This window comes from Lactiplantibacillus sp. DA1 (assembly GCF_032681335.1).
Taxonomy (GTDB): Bacteria; Bacillota; Bacilli; order Lactobacillales; family Lactobacillaceae; genus Lactiplantibacillus.
Genome location: NZ_JAWHTQ010000005.1, coordinates 112,391 through 133,854 on the forward strand (window position 1 = coordinate 112,391; position 21,464 = coordinate 133,854).

The window sequence follows — 21,464 nt, forward strand, 5'->3', positions numbered from 1 at the left end:
TTTTCAAACAATTTAATGAATGCTAAATAAGCACTGCCCACTATTTTGTGAGCAGTGCTTATTTGATCACAACCAATCCTTATAAGTCATTGTTGATTATGCTGCCATGATTAATTTAGAGTCTCTAGTAACGAAAATAAAATGAATTATTCAACAGTCTTAGCGACTTTACACGCTATATCTAGTAGTCATGTTTAATTTGGATTCTCCTAAGCCCTAATCATGAACATCTTTCCAAAACTCTAAATCAGTTCACCAAGATATTCATCTAGTGCAACGTATTGTTCTGTCTTTCCTTCAGAATCATGACCCCATACTTATCAATTTGCACTGATTTCGTAACTTCTCGCTGTGTGAGCAGATCAAAGGATGGACGTCGAAAATTAACCATTTGTGCTTGTTCAGAAAAATTCATAACAAAGTGATAGGCATAATCCTCATTATAACGAGTTTGAACTGATACTACCGGATTGCTCAATTCGACAAAACTATTATCTAATTCAAGGCTTTGAATAATGTCATCATAAAAGTCTTCAATGAATTCCGTAGACAAGCGTGCACCAATATAATAGGCCGTTCCTTTACCATACTGATGCCGTGTAATTGCTGGTGTTCCAACATAGAAGTTGTCTGTGTAGTATCCCAGCACTGATGCGTTTTTAACTTTCATTATTTGATCATAATCGGTAGTTTCATACTCTTTTTGATTAAAACTAACATGGTAGTGCTCGCCTGGTAATAAAGTATCCAATTCTTTTGGCTCAATTCCAAAAATATCCTGTAGCGGTTTAGGCCAGCCACCTAAATTCACACGATCATTGCTATCAACCATGCCTGAAAAATAGCTAGATACCAATGTGCCACCACTTTGAACAAATTTTTGCAATTTTTTCATCGTATCTTGTCGTATTAAATAAAGCATCGGCGCAATTAACAAATCATATTGAGAAAACTCCATATTACTCGTTATAACATCGCACTCGATATCTTTTCGCCAAAAATTCGCATAATGTTTTTGAAGCATTTGTATTCCCAACCTAGTTGGTCGACCGAAACCACCACCACGATTCAAAGCCCAGTTGCTATCCCAATCAAAAATGATAGCAACTTTTACATGCTTAATAGCTCCTTTAATTTCTGAAATTTCTTTCAATTCTCGTCCATACTGCTGCACATCCTTAAACACACGACTGTTTGAACTACCATCATGTCCAATTACAGCACCATGATATTTTTCTGAATTCCCCTGCGCTTGTCTAATTTGGAAGTACAACGTACTATCTGATCCATGAGCAATCTGCTGAAACGAACTCAACCGATGCATGCCGGGTTGTTTGGCTTTATTATATTGCCCCCAGTTAACACAGCTTGGCGTTGACTCCATGATCAAAAACGGTCGTTGTTTTAAAGACCAAAATTGATCATGAATATATGCCGTCTTCATGGCAGTTTCTGCAGTAGTTTCATAGCGATTATGCCAGCTAGGATAACTATCCCAACTGATTATATCCAAAGACTTCGAGAATTTACCATAATCTAACCCCGTTAGCGGTGTATATTGACCTTCTTTTAAACTCTCAGCCATAAAATTGGTTGTTACAGGAATGTTGGGTGTTAATTTCTTTAAGGGCTGAACTTCATGTTGATAAAAATCAATCGTCATGTCGGACACAAACCGGTGCCAGTCTAAATCCATGCCATGAACTTTGCTATCACCCAATAAAGATGGAGGTAACAATTGTGCCCAGTCACTGTATAAGCCACTCCAGACACTCAAGCACCATGCATCATTTAAAGCGTCAAGTGTCTTGTACTTATGTTGCACCCACTCCCGCCATTTTATTTGACATAAAGGACAGTAACATTCCCCGGAGTATTCATTAGACACATGCCATAAAACAAGCGCTGGATTGTCTCCATACCTTTCTGCTAAGCGCGTATTGATTTCATGTACTTTTTCTCGATAAATAGGGGACGAATAGCAATGATTATGCCGGAAGCCATGGGTATGACGATGGCCTTCAGAATCAACTCGATTAACCTCAGGATATTTCTGACTCATCCATCGTGGTCTCCCACCACTTGGTGTTGCTAAAATCACATGTCCATTTCGCCTATTCATTTTGTCAAAAACATCATCCAGCCATGCAAAATCGTAAATACCCTCTTCCGGTTCAAGCCGTCCCCAAGCAAAAACACCAACAGTAACCGTGTTAATCTTCGACTGATCCATCAACTGATAATCCCGTTCCAAAATATCCGGTCGTTTTAACCACTGATCAGGATTGTAGTCACCACCATGTAAAAAGCCTTTAACCAGTTCTAACTTATTCATGCAACACACTCCTAGCTATTCAATACTGACAATGTGATATAGGTGAGCTTGAAAATCTCCATATAATTCTGCTGTATCGAGATTGACACCATTAAATTGATACGGTTGTCGTAATCCTAATTGCTGTAATATAGCACCGCTGACCTTTTCACCACCATCAATCTGATAAGTTAGGTTGGGCTTAACCATGGGTAACTTAACATAATTCAAAATACTAGCATTGGGGGTAGCCAGCTTTCGATAAAATCCAACAAAAATCTCTGTACTATCAGCATTTTCTACACTCCAAATCACTTCATTTGACTGAGGATCGATTGATCGTAGTTGTCTAAATCTCCCATTGACAAAAAGTTGACGATGACACTGATAGAATTCAATATTCTTCTTTATCTGTACCAATTCATCCAATGGTAAGTTGGAAATATCCAATTCATACCCTAATGGCCCAAAATCAGCCACCATTTGCCGAAAAGCAAGCGAAGTTTGTCTTCCTACCTGGTCATTAGGTACTGCTGAAACATGATTACTAAACGACGATAGGGGATATGCTAAGGTCGTTCCAGTCAATATCGATAATCGTTCGACTGCGTCACTATCATCACTTGGCCAAATTTGCGGGCTATAAAATAAGGTACCAAGGTCAAACCGGCCACCACCACCAGCACAACCTTCTATTAAGATATCTGGAAAGTCAGTTAGTATCAATTGATACAGCATATTGACGCCCTGGACATATCGATGGAAAAATTCAGTTTGTGGAATATTACACTTATTTAAGTATGGCGAATAAGCTTCCGTAATATTGCGATTCATATCCCACTTCATGTAATCTAGTTTAGTTGCTAATATGACTGGTTTAATTTGTTGATAAACCGATGTGACTACCTCAGGATTTGTGAAGTCCAATACGTACTGACCACGGCCAATCGACACAGACTTATAAGGGTGCCGCACAACCCAGTCTGGATGTTCTTTGTATAAACTGGTATCAGGCGATACCATCTCAGGTTCAAACCATAATCCCATTTGCAATCCCAACTCATGAATCTGCTTAGCAAATAGGTCAATTCCATGTGGGAATTTCTGCGGATCAACTCGCCAATCCCCTAATGAACTTCGATCATTGTTTCTATGACCGAACCAGCCATCATCAACAACAAAGCACTCCATTCCGATACGCTTAGCCTGGCGAGCCAGTGTTAAAAGCTTTTGCTCATCAAACTCATAGTAGGTTGCCTCCCAGTTATTGAACACAATCGGCCGCTCACTCTGACTCCAGCGACGATCAATTACATGTTTTTTTGTAAAGTTTGTAGATGCATCAATCAATCCATTAACTCCCTGGTTACTGTAATAAATCACTGCTTCAGGTGTTTTAAAACTCTCGTTCGCTTCCAATTTCCATCCAAAATAGGTTGGATTCAATCCAGTCATTAAACGTGTTTTGTGCCATTCATTTACTTCAACTTGACTTATAAAATTACCAGAATAGATTAAATTACTAGCATAGGCCTCTCCTTGGTTCAAGTTTTGGCTTCGTATTAGTGCAATAAAAGGGTTATGTTGATGTCCTGATGCACCTTTTAATGATTCTACCGAAACAGTTCCTTGCTCTAGGTTGTGAAATTTCACATGACGCTCTTTGAGCCACGCCCCAGATAGGTTAATCATTTGAAACTTATCATCGGGCAATTCCAGAGTAGCACTCATCATATTTTCAATATTAATCATCTTACCCGTACGATTTTTAATAGTTGTACTCCGCACCACGGCACTTTGATTATCAAAAATTGTAAAATGCTCAACCAACTCTAGACGATGTTCCACATCGATCAATTGTACATTTAATTGTGTCGCCTCTGAACTACCGATTGCGTAAGATTCAGGGCAATTTAAATTCCGTGGCTTATCTGACGTAATCGAATAATCAGCAAACTTAAAATCTAGATACCAAGGTTCCTGATTATAACTAATATCAATAGCACCCTTACGAAAATCCGAAGAACCATATACTGGATATTCTTGAGCCCGATCAGCAAGTGTAAAATTGCCAGTATCTGGTGAAAACTTGACAGTCCCAGCAGATTTACTATTCTGAGCCTTCAGATAATCCACATCCGCAATGGACAAGGGACCTAAGCTTTTTCCATAATATAAATGCCCTAATTGACCATTTTCCATAATCGTTAGCACATAGCTAACTTTACGATTATATAGATGAAAAGTCTGTCCATTGATTATTTCAAACATCTTATTTGTCGTGCTACTTACTATCATTTCAGTTATCCCTTTTCTGCTACTTTTAAACCATTCATTTAGTGTGTACAAGGAGCCCACAAACCAATGTTATGAGCTCCTTATACGAACGGTTTATTATTCGACACTTTGCGCTAAATCATCTAAATATCGCATCCGTTTTCTGACACCACGGTTATAAAAATACTTATACATCAAACCAAAAATCATAAAGTTCATTTGATTACGATTACTTTCAAACACATTTTGCTCTGAATAAACCAAGATTTTCGCTCCGGAACGTTCTGTATCAAATTTATACGTTTGAATAATTTTCCCTGAGGGCTGTTGTGTTTCCAACTGAAATGTATCATCTGCCTTCATAATATTCACTTTCATCGTATTTTGTGTGACTAATTGATGCATTTTTGTCTGTAAATTTGCCACTATTGTCGTTCCAGGTGTTAGAACTTGAATACTTTTATCCGTTCGTTGAAAATATTTTAATTGTTCTGAAATAAGCGTACGATATAACTCCGATTTTAGTGCTCGATAGCGATATTTATACGACAGCGTGTCAGTTTTCAATACCATCACTCTTCCCTATTCAGTTAAGTCATCAGGTGTAGGCTTTAATTCTTCCTGTACCCATTCACGATCCATGGCCTTCAAAAATGGAATCCAAATCAATGTCATCACAACGACATCTACTAATTGCAATATAGCCCCTGCGATAGACCCGGTACCTAACCATCCGGCTAAGAAAATTGGAGTCGTCCAAACAACTGTCGCACCAATCGGACGTGGTACTAATCCAATGGCAATCGCAAAGTAAGAAATGGTCGTTGAAACTAATGGCGCTAAAACCCATGGCACAAACAAGATTGGGTTTAAAACGATGGGCAGTCCATAAGTCATTGGTTCAGAAACATTAAAGATTGCAGGTGCGAAAACCATCTTCATCGTTTTCTTCATTCGGACTGATTTAGCTAAGAAAAACGCAAAAACAATTGCACATCCTAACTGCATCCCTTGATTAACAAAAACGCCCATGAAAGTCGTGTTAATAATATGTGGTAGATGCGTTGCACCAGCTTTATATGCTTCATAATTTTGAATCGCTAACGCACCCATAATTGGATCGATAATAGAGTTAACAAGTAACGTTCCATGGATACCAAACCACCAAAAAATTTGAGTTGCAGCAACCGCAATCAATACAGCCGGTAACGTACTACCTAGTCCCATCAGAGGCTGTTGTAAAATTTCATATACAAAGTCAACTGCATTGCCCCACTTAGTAAAAGTAAATGCGTAACGAATAATATTAAAGAATAGTAGTGGTGCTGCCCCTGGGATGATAGCGATAAATGACTCCGCAATCATCGGGGGAACTGAGCTCGGCATTTTTATCGTAATGTTGGCTGCACTGATTTTGCAATAAATTTCCGTTGAAATAATAGCAACGATAATCCCAACAAACATGCCTTGCGCACCTAATTTTGAAATTGGAATAAATGCCCCAAGCTTACTATCATTCCCGATTGGTAACAACATGATAAAACTAGAAAGTGCAATTGCCCCTGCAAATATCTTTTGTTGATGGTAATGACCAGCTAATTGATACGCAATCCCAAAAACAATAAATAGGGCAGTAATTGACATTGTCGCATTGCTAACAGGCCCAAAAAAATCTGTCAGAAATGTGTTAACTCCCTTTGGAATAACTTTGTCAAATCCAAAAGTCGTCGGCAAATTCTGAAGAATAACCATAATTGACCCAAACATAGTAGCTGGGAAAGCGACCATGAAACCGTCTCGCAAACTTAATAAATATCGATTATTACCAATAGCTTGTGAGGCCGAGGACATCTTTTCTTGAAAACCAGAACTAAATTTTTTCACTGTCTTGATCTCCTATCTTTATATGGGTAAGCGCTTACAAGAACATTGTATTTGTTTACTAAACGTTTACGCAATAGGAGATTTAAATTTTTATATTTTTCACTGATTCCCTAATCATTAATTTGCTTGCACAAATAAGTTGCATCGGCATACCACTCGGTTCAATCATTCTATCCCGCGCCAATTTCACCGCCATTTTCCCCATTTCCCGAGCTTCCATACGGACACTAGAAAGGGAAGGCACCAAATACTGATTCATCTCAACATCATCAAAACTCACAACAGAAATATCATCTGGTATCGTTAATCCAGAGTTACTGATAGCTTTATAAACACCCATCGCCATCGGATCACTAGCGACAATAATAGCAGTCGGGCGATCATTGTCTTGTAATATCTCCTTTGCAAGTGTCATGCCATCTTCGGCGGACCATCGACCAATTTTAACATTGATTCCATCCTGTAAATCATGCAACTTCATCCAGTTACGATAACTAACTGCACGCACCTCATGATTATCCCTAAGGACACTACCATCTGGGCGCACAATGCTATTGTATCCACCAATAAATGCAATTTTGCGGTGTCCACTTTCGTATAATAGATCTAGAATTTCTTGTGTTTTTTCCGAAAAATCAGTTTTTATCACATCTACTCCTGGATGTTCAGAATAACTATCGACTAGAATAACATTGTCATTGACTTTCTTAACCATTTCAACGCCTTCATTAGTCATTTCGCCAACCATAATAATGGCACCAAAATCATTTAACGTTTGCCATTCTTTTGCTTTATCCTTCATTCCAAATGGTGTTATCACACGCATACGCCACCTGGCTGCTTCCAATTCAATGCCTCTGTGGATCTCATGAAAATAAGGATCATTCAATTCTGATTCTCGACTATGTCTGAGTATCAGCCCAATTTGCATACTGTCATGATTGAAACGAGGCCCTTTCTTGCTTGCATCCTTTGAATAATGCATTTGATTGGCAATATCAATAACTCGCTTTCGCGTTTCTTCGTTAATACTAAAACTTTGATCATGATTTAAGATTCTCGAAACACTGGCTGGTGACACCGACGCCATTCGAGCAATATCTCTGATACTAACCATAGTAGCCACATCCTTAGTCTGTTTGTTTACATTTTACATCTAAAACGTTTACAATCACAGTATCTTTTTATGGGCATTAAATCCACCTCATATTTGCTGATTTCTGCTTCTCAACAGCCCTTTGATTATAAATAAATAGTCATCTTCCAAAATAGAAGATGACTATTACGACTCATTTTATAGATTTACACTGGGACCACCGCAGTTCTATTAGGTTCCAAAGATTGTCTTTGCCCATCCACAATCAATGTCCCACCAGCTCGGCTAGCAGTGACTGATAGTTGGTGTTGATCTTTTACGACAGTCACGGTACCGCCTTTAATGGGTAACACGGTGTGTAAATGATGAAATTCTGATAACTCAGGCTTGATCTCAAAAGTCTGGTATCCTGGAGCCGTGGGCCGTAATCCTACAAAATGACGACCCAATAAATATACCGGACTGGCTCCCCAGGCATGGCACAGGCTCTTACCATAGGGATCACCATACATGGCATACATATCCTTGCCATGCTGTGACGGATCGAATTCTTCCCAGAAGGTCACGGCCCCGCGATCTAACATGCCGCCCCAATAGTCTAATAAAACTTGGTAAACACGGTGTTGTTCCCCCAGCTTACATAAAGCATCTTGTTCAAAAAACTTAAAATACGGCGTGGTAATTTGAGTAATCGCATTATTCAACAAAACATTCTTCAAAATTAATTGTTGTTTGTTCTCATCAACAACGTCAAACAAAATGGCAAAAATATTAGCATGACGAGTAACGTGCCGCTTACCCGATTCATAACTATCAATAAATGCTCCTTGTTCATCATCCCAAAAGTATTTCATTAAGTTCTTAAACAACTGGTCATACTTCGCTTGGTAGCCCGCCACATCTTTGCCTAAGACCTCACCACAAGTCATAATTGTCTTGTAATCTTCAAGTAATAAGATTTGTTCAGCCGCCACGGTACCCTGTTTATCCATTTCTGACCAATCGACAAAGATCCAGTCATTTTTCCGACCATAAATAAAACCATGCTCATTTGTCTGTTGAATAAAGTATTGCACCATACTCTCTAACTTAGGGTAAATAATTTTGAGAAATTCACGGTCACCCGTCATCTGGTAATGATTTAGAACACCAATCACCCACAACATGGAATAGTCGACAATTGTATTCATATGTTGCTTAATATCATCTTGCCCACGCAACGCTAATAACGTCCGTTTATCAATATCTTCGTTGAAGAAAGAATATTGATTGATAAAATTAGCTTGGTACGCGTCACCAGCCCAAATCCACCGATCACGTTTGATCCCATCGATAAAGAACAAGTCACTGCAAAGGTTTAACGTTTCCGTCGCTACATTCCAAATTTGATTGATCAACTTATTATCAGAGGTAAAACTGGAGGGATTATTTTTAGGAATATATTCGTGCATAGCAGTTAATTCAATGTCACCTAACTGACAATGAGGCACAAAGACATATCGAAACGCACGTTTACGAACCTTTGTTGTAGCTGTAACGTCCGACTGCTTGTAATAACACATCTCAACATCCCGTGCTTCAGTTTCGGACTCCCCATAACATAGCGTAACTGGCCCATTCGTTTTGACTGTGACAGTTCCATTCACAGCGCGACCAAAATCATATAAAACGCCACCGTCAACTGTCCGTTGTGATTTGGCCACTACTTTTTCTGTCCGATATTCAATCACATTAGGATCCTGGTTACGGTCAGTGTAGAGAATATCGTGACCAGCGGGTAATGTGGTGACAAAATTGCTAGCTAGCCAACCACTATCAGATTTGATAATCTCACCAACAATATAAATCGACGGCAATCCCTGAACGTTACCAACAAACACTTGAATATCAGTCGCACCCGCATCACAGTTAATCGCATGGTTTAAGCGATACTTAGTGCCATTAACATCAACATAGCCCGTTCCTTTGGCGAGTACTGTGAATTGTGTGGATTCTTTTAAATCATAGTGCCGTTTAAAATTAACATTACGGTTGCAATCATCAATATACCAATAGGCAGGCCAACCCATCCCACGTTCTTCACGTTTAAAATTTTGTAACATTCCTTGGTGGATTTCAAAATCACCAGGATACCATAACCAAACAGCCTCTTTTGACATGAGCATTATCCTCCTTGATTTTAAATAAATAAGCCCGGCAATGCCCGGCTTACAATTTTAATTCTTAATAATATCAATCAGCTTCACGAGAAAACGATTTCATTGTTGGATCTTTTAAACCGGTCTTCTTAATAATAGCGACAATGATCACTGCACAGGCACCAAATAGCACCGTGCAACCGACCATAATCCACAATAAGAGTTGCGGCGAATATCCCATTAATGTTGGCGTCACTAGTGAGAAAGCAGCGGTCAGCACCCGAACTAAGCCATAAGAAAAGCCCGTCATCGTTGCCCGTGCATCCACTGGATAGAAAGTCTGACTCCAAATTTTATAAAGGGCCTCACCACATAATACTGTGCTACCAGAGTAGAAAATATAAACAACGGTGAAAATCTGCCAGTCATTACTAAAGATCCCTGCAGTCACAAAGGAAAGCAATGCTACGGCAATACCTAAATACATCACTCGGTAGCGATACCTAGTGTCTGAAACCTTTAAATAGATCAGGTTAACTAACAGACACACGATATTGGCAATTAATGCCACGATTGTCGAATAGGCTTGCGTACGGCCATCAACAGTCACTAAGAAATAGTTAACAAATGACCCCCACGTATTGGCCGGCAAATTCCAAAATAGATAAAAAACAGTTAGTAGAATCATTGGTACTAACAAACCACCTGTTCGCAATAGCTGGCCTAATCGATACTTCTTAACCGATTGGCCGTTAGATGCACATTCCACATGTTCATGGTCAACTAAGTCCGTTTCAATCTGTTTAAAACGCTTTGAAAAGACCCGCACGCACCAATTAATAATTGCCACTAATCCAATCCAACCAAATAAGGCTGCCGGGCTTCCCATACCACTGTTAGCAGTTATAAAACCAATAAACTGTGACAACAAAATGCCCATCGTCCAAAAAATCTGAGTTGAAGAAATTGCCCGACCATAAACTTTACTAGACATCCGTTCCGAAATAACCGCCAATGACGTTGGTAAATCAGCACCAGAGGCCAAACCAGCAATCACAACACCAATAATCAATATCGTCGTATTTTGTGCAATCGCAATAATAAACGAACCAATCGCGACAAAAAAGATATCAGCATTAAACACCGCGACCCGGCCAAATTTATCCGACAGCCAGCCGCCCACAAATGAACCAATTGCAACCGCGACCGTCAGCATAGTACTTAGGAGTCCGACCATCCAGCTATTCAGTGCTAAATATTTTGTCCAGATAGGTAGCGCTACTCCCAGACTAACGAGCAACGCTGCATCCATATAGGAAGCTAGACCAGCAACAATTATTAAGAGTACGTTTGCTTTACTCAGCTTTACTTTTTCGTCAACCATCGCAGACACTCCTCCTAAACGAGGTACTTATTAATCAAGTACACCGGTGTACAGCTCCAAGCATGACAATAACTATTTAAAATGGGACTCCCATACGGCGAATAATCAGGTTGATTAGGATCAAATGCTTCCCAATAAGTATCCGCACCTAGCGTAACCATTTTGCCCCAATAATCTTTCATTAATTGGACGGCCTCTTGCTTTAAGCCTGCTTCAAATAATGCTTCCGTAATGTGGTGATACATATACGGCGTTGCAATACCAGTAATTGGAAACAGTTTCGTGACGGTCGTTTGCATGAGCGCCGTGGTTTGCTCAGGATCCAAAACATGTGCTAGTGTCATCCACACTTGGCTTGCCACATTAACTTCACGCTGATCCCCTGAGACAAATAACCCCGATTGCGAATCAAACAGTTGAGTTTTACCGTACTGGCTTAATTTACGCAGCATCGCTGTATAGGTCTCTAAGCTTGTATCATTAACCAGTTCCGCAAGCGTAATAAATTGTCTTAGCGTATAAATAATAATGGCCTGCCCAGCCGTTTCTTTGTCAAAATCGTTTGACCAGTCGATGAAAACCGGATTTTCTTCAGTCAATTCCAATTTACCTTCAGAAGTAACTTGTTCCAACGCCAAATCCATTTGCTTTTTAGCAACACGATATAAATCATTCAAAACTGTTTTATCAGAACTAAACGCCTCATAATCAGCCAAAATTGAAATAAAGAATAGACTGTAATCAAACAAAAAGGTGTCATCTGGAACTGCCGTTGGTTTAGTAAAAACATTGGCAGGAATCCGGCCAGCCGTCGTAGGCATCGCACCGAACAAATACAGACACCGCTTGACCAGATCTGTATCTTTGAACGTTGCATAATTGGCCAATGCTTGTAGCCGAAGATCACCAATCCATAATCGCCGATCGCGCTTTGGTCCATCTTCAAAGACATCCTGCATACAATCAGCTAATGTTTTCAAGCCAACCTCATAAATTCGTTGTAATTGTGCGTCGGCTAATTCCGGTTGAGGCACTATCGCAGTGTCTACCGCACTTGTCGCAGTGACCACCGGATTGCTAAAAACAGCTCGCCATTTTGGTGACGTATCAACAACTGTGATCTCAGCATAACGAAAACTATAGCGTCGTGGTAACGTTAGCGTGGTTGGCAGCACATCTAAGTGAACAGTTTCTTCTTGAATCCAAGATTTGCTCAACCAACCGTCGTAATCTTCACTCTTGCGGGCTAATTCCGCAGGCATTTCCGCAAACTTAATCTTAAAACATAGTGGTGCATCCATTGGCGAACCAACAGCATTAATATTGACACTAAATTTGCCAACTTGATGATCGCCAAAATCTATAATAATTCGGTCATCACGTTTCAACTCATAACTCGACAATCGTTCAATGGGCGCAACTCGTTTAACGCCCCAGCCTTCAAGACATTGCGCATCACGTTCAAGCGTTACAATCGACGCCGCGCTAACGGTTGTTTCTTTCAATGTTGGCCGATAGCTTGCTGATTTGTCTAATAGGGCTTGATTATGCTGAAACTGGACATCATCATTGATCTGAAAAGTAAACGCCATCTCTTTCACTCGCTTTCTAAATCCTTTGTTTAAAAGTTATTAATGCCATGTTTCTTTTCCAATCGCATCATCGTCAGCCCAGCTACAAAACTAATAAAGACAATAGCGGCAAAGCCAAACATTGTGTTACGAATGGCTGATGGGACAACTAAAGCAGGTGTAATTAGGGCGAATAAACCACAACATACCCGTGAAAAGCCATTAATAAACCCTTGAACAGATGCCCGTACTTCAACTGGAAACGCTTCTTGTGTCCAAACCTTATACATCGCTTCACCGGCAATATTATTCCCAATGTTGTAGCAGCCAATCGTGATGACAATTGGCCATAAAGAATGACTACTCATCGCTAGTCCGAGCATTGCCAAAAATTGAACGGTAATCCCAACTAAGAAGAACTTATTACGATATTTACCACCAGCAACTGATGCAAAAGCCATGGTTGCTAACAACGAAATAAAGTTAAGTACAATCCCAGCACCAGTTGCAAAGCTTTGACTAGCATGTGCTTGAACCAACGTAAACGTTTGGAACTGTCCGAACGTATTAGCTAGTAAGTTCCAGCAAACGTAGAAAATCAAAATGCTGAAAAAGAATGCCATGAAACGACCTTTATTGGCGCCTGCAAAAACGGTCTTGATTGAAACCTTTTCTGTTGTCTGTGAAGCCGTTTCACGATCAATACGCCGCTGTTCGCCTTCTTCGTGAAACGCTCGGAATTTTGTTGAAAAAGTCCGCCATGCCCAAGTAATCAAAGCAAAAATAGCTAAAATTGAAAAAACAATCCGAGCACCGGAAGCACCGGCCATTTTAGAAACAATAAAGGCACAAACATAAGACATGAAAACCCCGATTTGCCAGAAGATTTGCGTCGACGATACTAAACTAGCCGAGGTCTTGTCATCCGGCGCATCGTGCGAAACTACGGTTAAGCTAATCGGCAAATCAGCCCCCGATGCTAACCCGGTAATGATCACCCCAACCAAAAGCATGATATAATTATTCGAGAAGACACAAATCAAAGCACCAACCGCATAAATCAGGTTTAACCAATTAAATGATTTAACTAGACCAAAAGACTTTGTTATCTGACCTGCTAATAAAGAACCAATTGCGATTGCAAAAGTTAATGCACCTGAAATAATACCAACTTGGCTATTAGTAAGGCCTAAGCCATTCTGCCATACAGTAATAGTTGCAGATAAGCCAACAATAATTCCTGAACCTAAAATAGAACCAATTCCTGCTGCGACTGCTAACGGCCGGTATTTTTTAACCATTGAAGTCGCTGTATCATCGTTATTCATATGAAGAACCTCCCTTTTATTTATATGAACATTGTAAGCGATTGCTGTAAGGGCTACCATATCTCGACCACATGAATAATCATGCAAAATCACAGGTCACTGTAAACGATAAACATTAAAGAAGGTTAATATAAATGTGTCCTAAGTTTCTTGACTATGAATTATTTGCGTTAACTCCTGTCGAACTAAAACAGCGCCAATTACACGGTAATGTTAACTATATGGACTTGGATTACGTCAATAATCCGATTCCTCAAATGCCACGCTCTGATTTTTTTAAAGATGGTGACATTGCGATTACGAAAAACAACCGGTTCTCCTATGTACCAGCTCATACACACAACTTTATTGAGCTCAATTACATGTATGCGGGCACTTGTACCCAATATATCAACGGCGAAAAAGTGACGCTCCATCAGCACAACTTAATTTTGATGGATAAGGATATTGTTCAACAGATTGAATCAACAGGTAGCGACGACATTTTGATTAATATCTTGCTTAAGGATGATTCAACGATGAATCAACTTTTTGATTATATTGCTGTTTCTACCAACGAAATCACTCAATTTCTATATAATGCCTCCCATATCAATACCCTGCACAACAACTTTATTCTGTTTGACCTAACACACCGAGAAGTTGCCATCAACCTGGTTGAAAGCCTAATTATCAAGGGCCTTACAAAGAGCCGCCAACGTAATAAATCAATGGGCCTGCTGCTATCTACATTAATTCTTGAATTATCGCAATCGATTGAGCAAGAATACATTAACTTTTCTGACAATACGGACGACAATCTTTTGCCAATCATTCAGTACATCAATCAGAATTTCGCCAGCGTGACATTACGTGATGTCAGCGCCAAGTTCTCTTATAATACGAATTATCTGGGTAACAAATTAAAAGAAGCGACGGGCAAGACCTTTAAAGAACTTGTTGACCGCCGCCGAATTTCTGCTGCCCAAAATCTGATGATCAAGACTAACTGTACACTCGCTGACATTTGCGACATCATCGGATATCAAAACACCTCATCACTCTTTCGTCTGTTTAAAAAATACCTAAGGACCACCCCATCCGAATATAAACGAAAAGTTAGTGGCCCACTCAAGCAGTAAAATTGACCGCTGCGACAAACGTCATATATCTCACTAAACTAAAACAACAAGTGCACTCAGATTAGAAATTTCCGAGTGCACTTGTTGTTTTACTTTAAGACCATTCTTAGTATTACGACTAACAATAATTGATCTATTTGGTTAGTACTTCCAGGAACACCTGTGCCATCATCTCAGCATCATCTTGAATTGACGCTTGCATGTAAGCATCCTGCTGTGCCTGGGTATAGTTGATGTCAAAACCATGCTGCCAAGCCAAAACTTCAGTAAACAGCCGCGTCGTGCGGCCATTACCTTCCCGAAACGGATGAAACATGTTGATTTCGGTGACAACTTGTCCCAACGCCTTTGCAAGCTGTTCCCGGTCATTCGGTAACATCGCAAAATTATCGAGTTGGCGTTGAATATCCATTTCAGCATTACCAAATAAAGCCACCGGGTGGAAAAACGTCACCACGCCATTCGCAGTCTTGTTGAAATCAACTTCGCGATAGTGACCTGCCCAGTCGTAAACTTTTCCAAGCAGATAACCATTAATCAACTTTAACTCTCCTACCTGCTGTCCAGTTAATTGTCGCCCATCTGGCAACTTATACTTGGCTAGAATTAACTTCTGCGACCGATCAACAGTGTAATCATATTCTAGTTGATGAAGTTCCTCATCATCCGTAATTCCTAATAAGTTACGTAAGGTACCATTTGGTTGAAGGTAATCTTCCCATTATTTCATTTGCTAGTTGTCGACTTAGCAGCCCGAATCTGAGCCAACATTTCTTCAGCAGTCGGTGATCCCTCAACATATGAGCGTTGCGCCATTTCAATATCGAACTTAGTCGGTTCAAAACCCTCATACATGTTGCTAATCACAGAGTTCATGGTCGCCCGGTATTCCTCTTGATTCCGAAACTGCACACCCATGATGGTGAACTTCTGATCATCGTGTTCTAAATACATAATCGTATTCTCCTCCTCGAGGTTTGTCAGTGCGGTATACACCGCATCGTCCGTAGCCAAAATCTGAATCAAACGTACCGCGGTGCCACTTGGTTGGTAGTCCGCTTGTTCCCAGTGCTGCACCGTTCTAACCGAGGTGTTGAGTAACTTTGCCAGCTTTGCCTGACTAATTTGGTAATGTTGCCGAATCTCCTTAAGGATTGTGGCAGTTGTTTTCATCTTCATCACCTCACTCACAATTATACCCTTGAAGGGTACAATTGTCGTTATTATGGCCTCACACCTTAGCAAAACAGACCAACTAATCAGAAAGCAGTAGCATGACCAATCAACCCATTCACGCGCGCTATTCAATACTAACCCGTGCTCCATCAAAATCATGCAGCGCTTTTTTAACAATCCGAGTGGCACATTACTAATTACGATATTTTTGCCAAATCTCACGAACACCCGATCACTTCATTTGGTGCTTTCGCGTTCCACCAACGTCGTTCCCAGTTCAATGCGCTGGGCTGCTTGACGATCATCTTGGAACCGGCTCACCAACAAATCGATGGCCGTCTTTCCCATCAGTTCAGTCTCAACATTGACCGAGCTAATCTCTGGATACACATATTCGGCCAGCGTCGTGTTATTGAAGCTAAACAACTTGACCCGCTGTGGCACAGCAATATCAGCTTGCTGTAACGCTTTGAGCGCACCGGCTGCCATCGGATCATTAGCGATAAAGAAGGCGTGTGGTAAGCGATCACCTAACATTGCAATGGCCCGTTTCATCATCAGATAACCAGATTGACTAGTGTAATCACCAGCTAATACATACTCAGCATGATAGGCATGATGCCGCTGCAACGCCTGTTCAAAGCTTTGCTGACGTTGATTGGGAATCTCCACCTGCTGATCAGTGGACCACTCTTTGCCATAAATCATGCCGATATCTCGGATACCACGCCGCCAAAAATAATCAACGACGCGGTTAGTAGCAAACGTAAAATCAGTCACCACACTGCTGAATCCCTGAGCAAAGTGATCGTCATCAACAAAAACAAGCTGGTTTGACAAACGACTCAACTGTTGTACTTGGACAGGGCTAAATTTTCCCACCGCCACGATTGCATCAATATCATCGCCAACCTGATCTAAATTATTCTGAAAGATACTAGTCGTCGTAAACCCGCACACTTGAGCTTGATGCTCAATTCCTTTACGAATCGCTAAATAATATAAGTCATCATGTTCTTGAATCTTAGAATACCACTGAATCACAGCGATATTTTTCCGCATTAGCGCCTTTATATGCTGACGTTTACGCTTACTGTACCGCAGCTCGCCAGCAATCGTAAACACGCGCTTGCGGGTCTGCTCGCTCACTGATAGTGTCTTGTCATAATTTAAGACCCGCGATACCGTCGCCAATGAGACATCTGCTCGTTGCGCAATATCTTTTAACGTTACGGCCATTGTCATTCCTCTTTTCTCTTAATTAGCACTGAATAACAAACGTGGGGCAACTGGGCGTAACACTATTCACCAATCATGACTCGTTGGTAAATCGCGTCTGCAACACCCCGTTGCCCCACGTCTTTATTTGATTAACAACTTAATCGTGCATTGCTGCGACAAAACGATCAAAGGCTGCCTCACCAGTAGCGTCCCACTTAAAGACCCCAGCATCCGCCAGAACCCGGGCAAAGACGTTGCCGACCGCCGTATCAATGACAGTCGTCACGTTGTCAGCAGTGATGGTATTAGTGGTCTTCAATTGATCAGCCCATGCTTGATGCATCGCGACCATTTGATTAGGCTGATCCAACAAGTATTTGCCGACTTCAGCTAATTCGGTCTTCAACCGGGCTGGTAAAATGGCCCGGCCCATCACTTCAATCAAGCCAATATTTTCCTTCTTGATATGTTGAACATCCTGATGTGGATGGAAGATGCCATCTGGAAATTCAGCGGATGTCTGATTATCACGCAAAACGATATCTAATACGTAGTCATCGCCAACTTTGCGCGCAATCGGTGTCGTTGTATGATGACGCGTGCCATCCGTATAAGCACGAACATCCACACTCTCGTCCGAATAATTCTTCCACGTCTCATGAATCTTCACAGCGGCATCCGTTAATGCAACCAAGTCCTGACTCGTCAGCCGAATCGTCGACATTGGCCATTTAACAATTCCAGCCTTAACACCCGCGATACCTAAGTCAATCGTGCGTGCAATTGGCGCTTTCATCATTGGAAATTCGTGCCGACCACCTTGGTAATGCTCGTGTGACAGCATTGAACCACCAACAATTGGCAAGTCCGCATTACTGCCCACAAAGTAATGTGGAAATTGCTGAACAATTTCAAGTAAGTTGGTAAAAGTTTGCCGGTTAATGACCATTGGCCGGTGCTCTTGATCCAAGAAAATCGAGTGTTCATTAAAGTAAGCATATGGAGAATATTGGAAACCCCAAGTATTGCCGCCAAGTGTTAACCGAATAATTCGATGATTGCTCCGTGCTGGGTAACCGAGCCGGCCTAGATAGCCTTCATTCTGCATACATAGTTGGCAAAGTGGATAGCCATCTTGTGGTTGGTTACGTGCTGCCGCAATCGCTTTAGGATCTTTTTCAGGCTTTGATAAGTTGATGGTAATCTCTAAGTCACCAAACGGCGTTTTTGCTGGAAAGACCACATTTTTCGCAATGGCCCGCGTCTTGATATAATCATTTGCTTTGCTTAAGTTAAAAAAATAGTCGGTTGCCGCTTGCGGACTAACCTGATACTTATCCCAAAAACGTTGGTTCAATACGGATGGTAACGGGGTCACAAGATCCATCAATTGATCTGCTAAGATGTCCTCATCCGATTGAGTCGCTTCAATTTTACTATTTTGAATCGCCGTCTTAACTAGGGCATCCGTTAAACTCGTTAATTGGTCATCAGTCGCTACAACTGGCTCGCCTTCACCAACCAAACCGAGGATCCGATTATGCACATAGATCCGGTCTAATTCAGTATATTGCGAAGGCGACGCAATCACCGCCGTGACAAATTGATCTAAACTCGTCATTATGCTTGGCCTCCCCGATCATCATAGCCGGCCGGATGACTTTCTTTCCAAGTCCAAGCCGTCTTGATAATTTCTTTCACATCATCATACTGAGGTGTCCAACCTAAAACGGTGCGTGCCTTGTCACTAGCAGCAACTAACGTACTTGGGTCACCAGCGCGGCGTGGCGCCATAACGGCTGGAATTGGCTTACCAGTCACTTCACGCGCAGCATCCAACATTTGTTTGTTGGAGAAGCCGGTTGAAGAACCTAAGTTAAACGCATCGCTATCATGCCCTTGCTTCAAGTATTCCAAAGCCAAGATATGCGCATCGGCTAAGTCGACAACGTGCACATAGTCGCGAACATTGGTCCCATCAGGGGTTGGATAGTCGTCACCAAAAATCTGTAACTGATCACGTTCACCAGCAGCCACCTGCAAGATAATCGGTACAAGGTGGGTTTCTGGTGCATGGTCTTCGCCGATACTGCCATCAGGCTTAGCCCCCGCCACGTTGAAGTAACGTAAGGCCACGAACTTAATCCCGTAAGCCACATCTGACCAGTGCATGATCTTTTCCATCGCTAATTTACTTTCGCCGTATGGGTTAGTTGGCACTTGTGGGTCCGATTCCTTGATTGGCACCTGCTTAGGTTCACCATAAGTTGCTGCGGTCGATGAGAAGACGATTTTCTTCACATCGTGCTTAGCCATCACTTCGAGTAACTTAACCATCCCTGCCGTGTTGTTATCAAAGTACTTGAGCGGATCCTTCATCGATTCAGGAACAACTGAGAAAGCTGCGAAATGAATGACACCTTCAACGTTTTCTTGGTCAAACACGGTATTCATGAACGCCGTATCCCGGACATCACCTTCATAAAAACGCGCTTGTTCATTGATTGCTGCCCGGTGCCCCGTGACTAGGTTATCAACAACCGCCACGTCATACCCCTTTGCAACCAACCGATCAACTGCGTGTGAACCGATGTAGCCGGCACCACCTAAAACTAAAACTGCCATTCTAATTCCTCCTCAATATTTCTCAATGCTTACTGCTAATTTATATTTTAAATCAATGCTTTTATTAAAGTTCCTTAGGGCCGTCTGCGATTTCAGCAATGTAGAAATCAGCGTCGTAACCAATCGTGTCGCGATAAACTTTACCGACGTTTTCCTTAAAGGCATCAACTTGGTCCTTATCAACGATGGCAATACCACAGCCACCGAATCCAGCACCAGTCATCCGCGCACCAAGCACGCCTGGTTGTTTCCACGCTGTTTCGGCCAACGTATCCAATTCTTTCCCAGTCACTTCATAGTCAAAGTGTAGTGAAACGTGGGAAGCTGTCACTAATTCGCCAAAGGTCGTTAAATCATCGTCAGCCAAGGCCTTAGTTGCGCGAATGGCTCGTTGATTTTCGAAAACGGCATGGCGGGCGCGTTTGATCAAAGTCTCATCGTTGATTAAGTAAGCTGCTTCGTCAAACTGGTCGTTGGTTAAATCGCCAAGTGATTTGATGTCCAACTTAGTTTGTAGTCGGCGTAGTGCTTCTTCACATTCGGAACGACGTTCATTATATTTTGAATCCGCCAATTCGCGCCGTTTGTTCGTATTCATGATAACGATTACGTTGTTGCCTAACTTTACGGGTGCATAAGAATAGTCCATGGTGTTGGTATCAAGTAAAATTGCTTGATCTTTTTTACCCATCCCAACAGCAAACTGATCCATGATCCCGGAGTTAACGCCAACATAGTTGTTCTCACACTTTTGACCGATCTTAACAAGATCTAACTGGCTAATACCGAGATTAAAGCCAGTGTTTAACATGATTCCAGTTAATAATTCAATTGACGCAGATGATGATAATCCAGCACCATCAGGCATGTTGCCATGAACGTAGAAATCAAAACCATGATCGAATTTAGCGCCGGTCTTAACAATTTCATCCATCATACCTTTGGGATAATTCGTCCAACCAGCGGCTTTGTCATATGACAGGTCGTTGACGTCAAACGTGACGATCCCAGCATCTGGAATATTAGCTGAGTACATCCGTACCGTCGTATCTGTCCGGGGTGCATAAACACCATATGTCCCGATCGTGATCGCACATGGGAAAACATGGCCCCCGTTATAATCAGTATGTTCACCAATCAAGTTGATCCGACCCGGTGAGAAAAAGACCCGTTCTGGTTTGGTATCAAAGGCTTCAGTAAACTCCTGTTTTAAGTCGCTAGTATTCATGAAAAATCCCTCCGTAATTTGTTTTACTAAAATTTTATTAATTTGACTATAATGCTTTTAACGGCGCTTGTCAACATCTCATTAACCCTTTAATATCAAAT

General features: G+C 41.4%; 16 protein-coding genes. 1 reads left to right on the forward strand and 15 read right to left on the reverse strand.

The genetic code is table 11. The features are described from left to right. Positions 1 to 268: 268 nt before the first annotated feature. The 9 genes from RXV91_RS09170 to RXV91_RS09210 form a co-directional block, all read right to left on the reverse strand. Complete coding sequence (locus tag RXV91_RS09170; RefSeq protein ID WP_316439617.1) at positions 269 to 2,335, reverse strand: beta-galactosidase; 2,067 nt, start codon at positions 2,333 to 2,335, stop codon at positions 269 to 271. Positions 2,336 to 2,350: 15 nt separating this feature from the next. Continuing rightward, a complete protein-coding gene (locus RXV91_RS09175) occupies positions 2,351 to 4,585 on the reverse strand; it encodes an alpha-galactosidase (protein ID WP_316439737.1) in 2,235 nt (744 codons plus the stop codon). Positions 4,586 to 4,708: 123 nt separating this feature from the next. Then, the gene (locus RXV91_RS09180) at positions 4,709 to 5,158 is read right to left on the reverse strand and encodes a DUF3284 domain-containing protein (protein ID WP_316439618.1); all 450 of its coding nucleotides are present in this window, start codon (positions 5,156 to 5,158) and stop codon (positions 4,709 to 4,711) included. Positions 5,159 to 5,173: 15 nt separating this feature from the next. Beyond that, entirely contained in the window at positions 5,174 to 6,442 is a 1,269-nt protein-coding gene (locus tag RXV91_RS09185; protein WP_033609815.1) for a PTS sugar transporter subunit IIC, read from the reverse strand. A 115-nt stretch (positions 6,443 to 6,557) separates the two neighbouring features. Then, a complete protein-coding gene (locus tag RXV91_RS09190; protein WP_316439619.1) occupies positions 6,558 to 7,592 on the reverse strand; it encodes a LacI family DNA-binding transcriptional regulator in 1,035 nt (344 codons plus the stop codon). Positions 7,593 to 7,777: 185 nt separating this feature from the next. Then, a complete protein-coding gene (locus tag RXV91_RS09195; RefSeq protein ID WP_316439620.1) occupies positions 7,778 to 9,736 on the reverse strand; it encodes an alpha-rhamnosidase in 1,959 nt (652 codons plus the stop codon). A 67-nt stretch (positions 9,737 to 9,803) separates the two neighbouring features. Then, entirely contained in the window at positions 9,804 to 11,093 is a 1,290-nt protein-coding gene (locus tag RXV91_RS09200; RefSeq protein WP_316439621.1) for an MFS transporter, read from the reverse strand. Between the two features lie 14 nt (positions 11,094 to 11,107). Then, on the reverse strand, positions 11,108 to 12,685 hold the full coding sequence (locus RXV91_RS09205) for an alpha-rhamnosidase (RefSeq protein WP_316439622.1): 1,578 nt from the start codon (positions 12,683 to 12,685) through the stop codon (positions 11,108 to 11,110). A gap of 29 nt (positions 12,686 to 12,714) precedes the next feature. Further along, positions 12,715 to 13,992: an MFS transporter gene (locus RXV91_RS09210; protein ID WP_316439623.1), complete on the reverse strand. Its 1,278-nt coding sequence runs from the start codon at positions 13,990 to 13,992 to the stop codon at positions 12,715 to 12,717. A gap of 221 nt (positions 13,993 to 14,213) precedes the next feature. Between RXV91_RS09210 and RXV91_RS09215 the strand changes: the two genes are divergently transcribed. Continuing rightward, entirely contained in the window at positions 14,214 to 15,113 is a 900-nt protein-coding gene (locus tag RXV91_RS09215; RefSeq protein ID WP_316439624.1) for an AraC family transcriptional regulator, read from the forward strand. Positions 15,114 to 15,246: 133 nt separating this feature from the next. Here the strand turns inward: RXV91_RS09215 and RXV91_RS09220 are convergent, their stop codons facing one another. The 6 genes from RXV91_RS09220 to RXV91_RS09245 form a co-directional block, all read right to left on the reverse strand. Continuing rightward, positions 15,247 to 15,702 (reverse strand): Fic family protein, encoded by a 456-nt coding sequence (locus tag RXV91_RS09220; protein ID WP_316439625.1) that lies wholly within the window; start codon positions 15,700 to 15,702, stop codon positions 15,247 to 15,249. Positions 15,703 to 15,839: 137 nt separating this feature from the next. Beyond that, a complete protein-coding gene (locus RXV91_RS09225) occupies positions 15,840 to 16,286 on the reverse strand; it encodes a helix-turn-helix domain-containing protein (RefSeq protein WP_063851420.1) in 447 nt (148 codons plus the stop codon). A 240-nt stretch (positions 16,287 to 16,526) separates the two neighbouring features. After that, positions 16,527 to 17,534, reverse strand: a complete 1,008-nt coding sequence (locus tag RXV91_RS09230) for a LacI family DNA-binding transcriptional regulator (RefSeq protein WP_316439626.1) — start codon at positions 17,532 to 17,534, stop codon at positions 16,527 to 16,529. Positions 17,535 to 17,667: 133 nt separating this feature from the next. After that, positions 17,668 to 19,131: a UDP-glucose--hexose-1-phosphate uridylyltransferase gene (locus tag RXV91_RS09235; protein WP_316439627.1), complete on the reverse strand. Its 1,464-nt coding sequence runs from the start codon at positions 19,129 to 19,131 to the stop codon at positions 17,668 to 17,670. Further along, positions 19,131 to 20,135: a UDP-glucose 4-epimerase GalE gene (gene galE, locus RXV91_RS09240; RefSeq protein WP_316439628.1), complete on the reverse strand. Its 1,005-nt coding sequence runs from the start codon at positions 20,133 to 20,135 to the stop codon at positions 19,131 to 19,133. Before galE ends, RXV91_RS09235 begins: the two co-directional genes overlap by 1 nt. Before the next feature lie 64 nt (positions 20,136 to 20,199). Continuing rightward, positions 20,200 to 21,363, reverse strand: coding sequence for a galactokinase (locus RXV91_RS09245; protein WP_021730075.1), 1,164 nt, complete (start codon positions 21,361 to 21,363; stop codon positions 20,200 to 20,202). Positions 21,364 to 21,464: the final 101 nt, after the last annotated feature.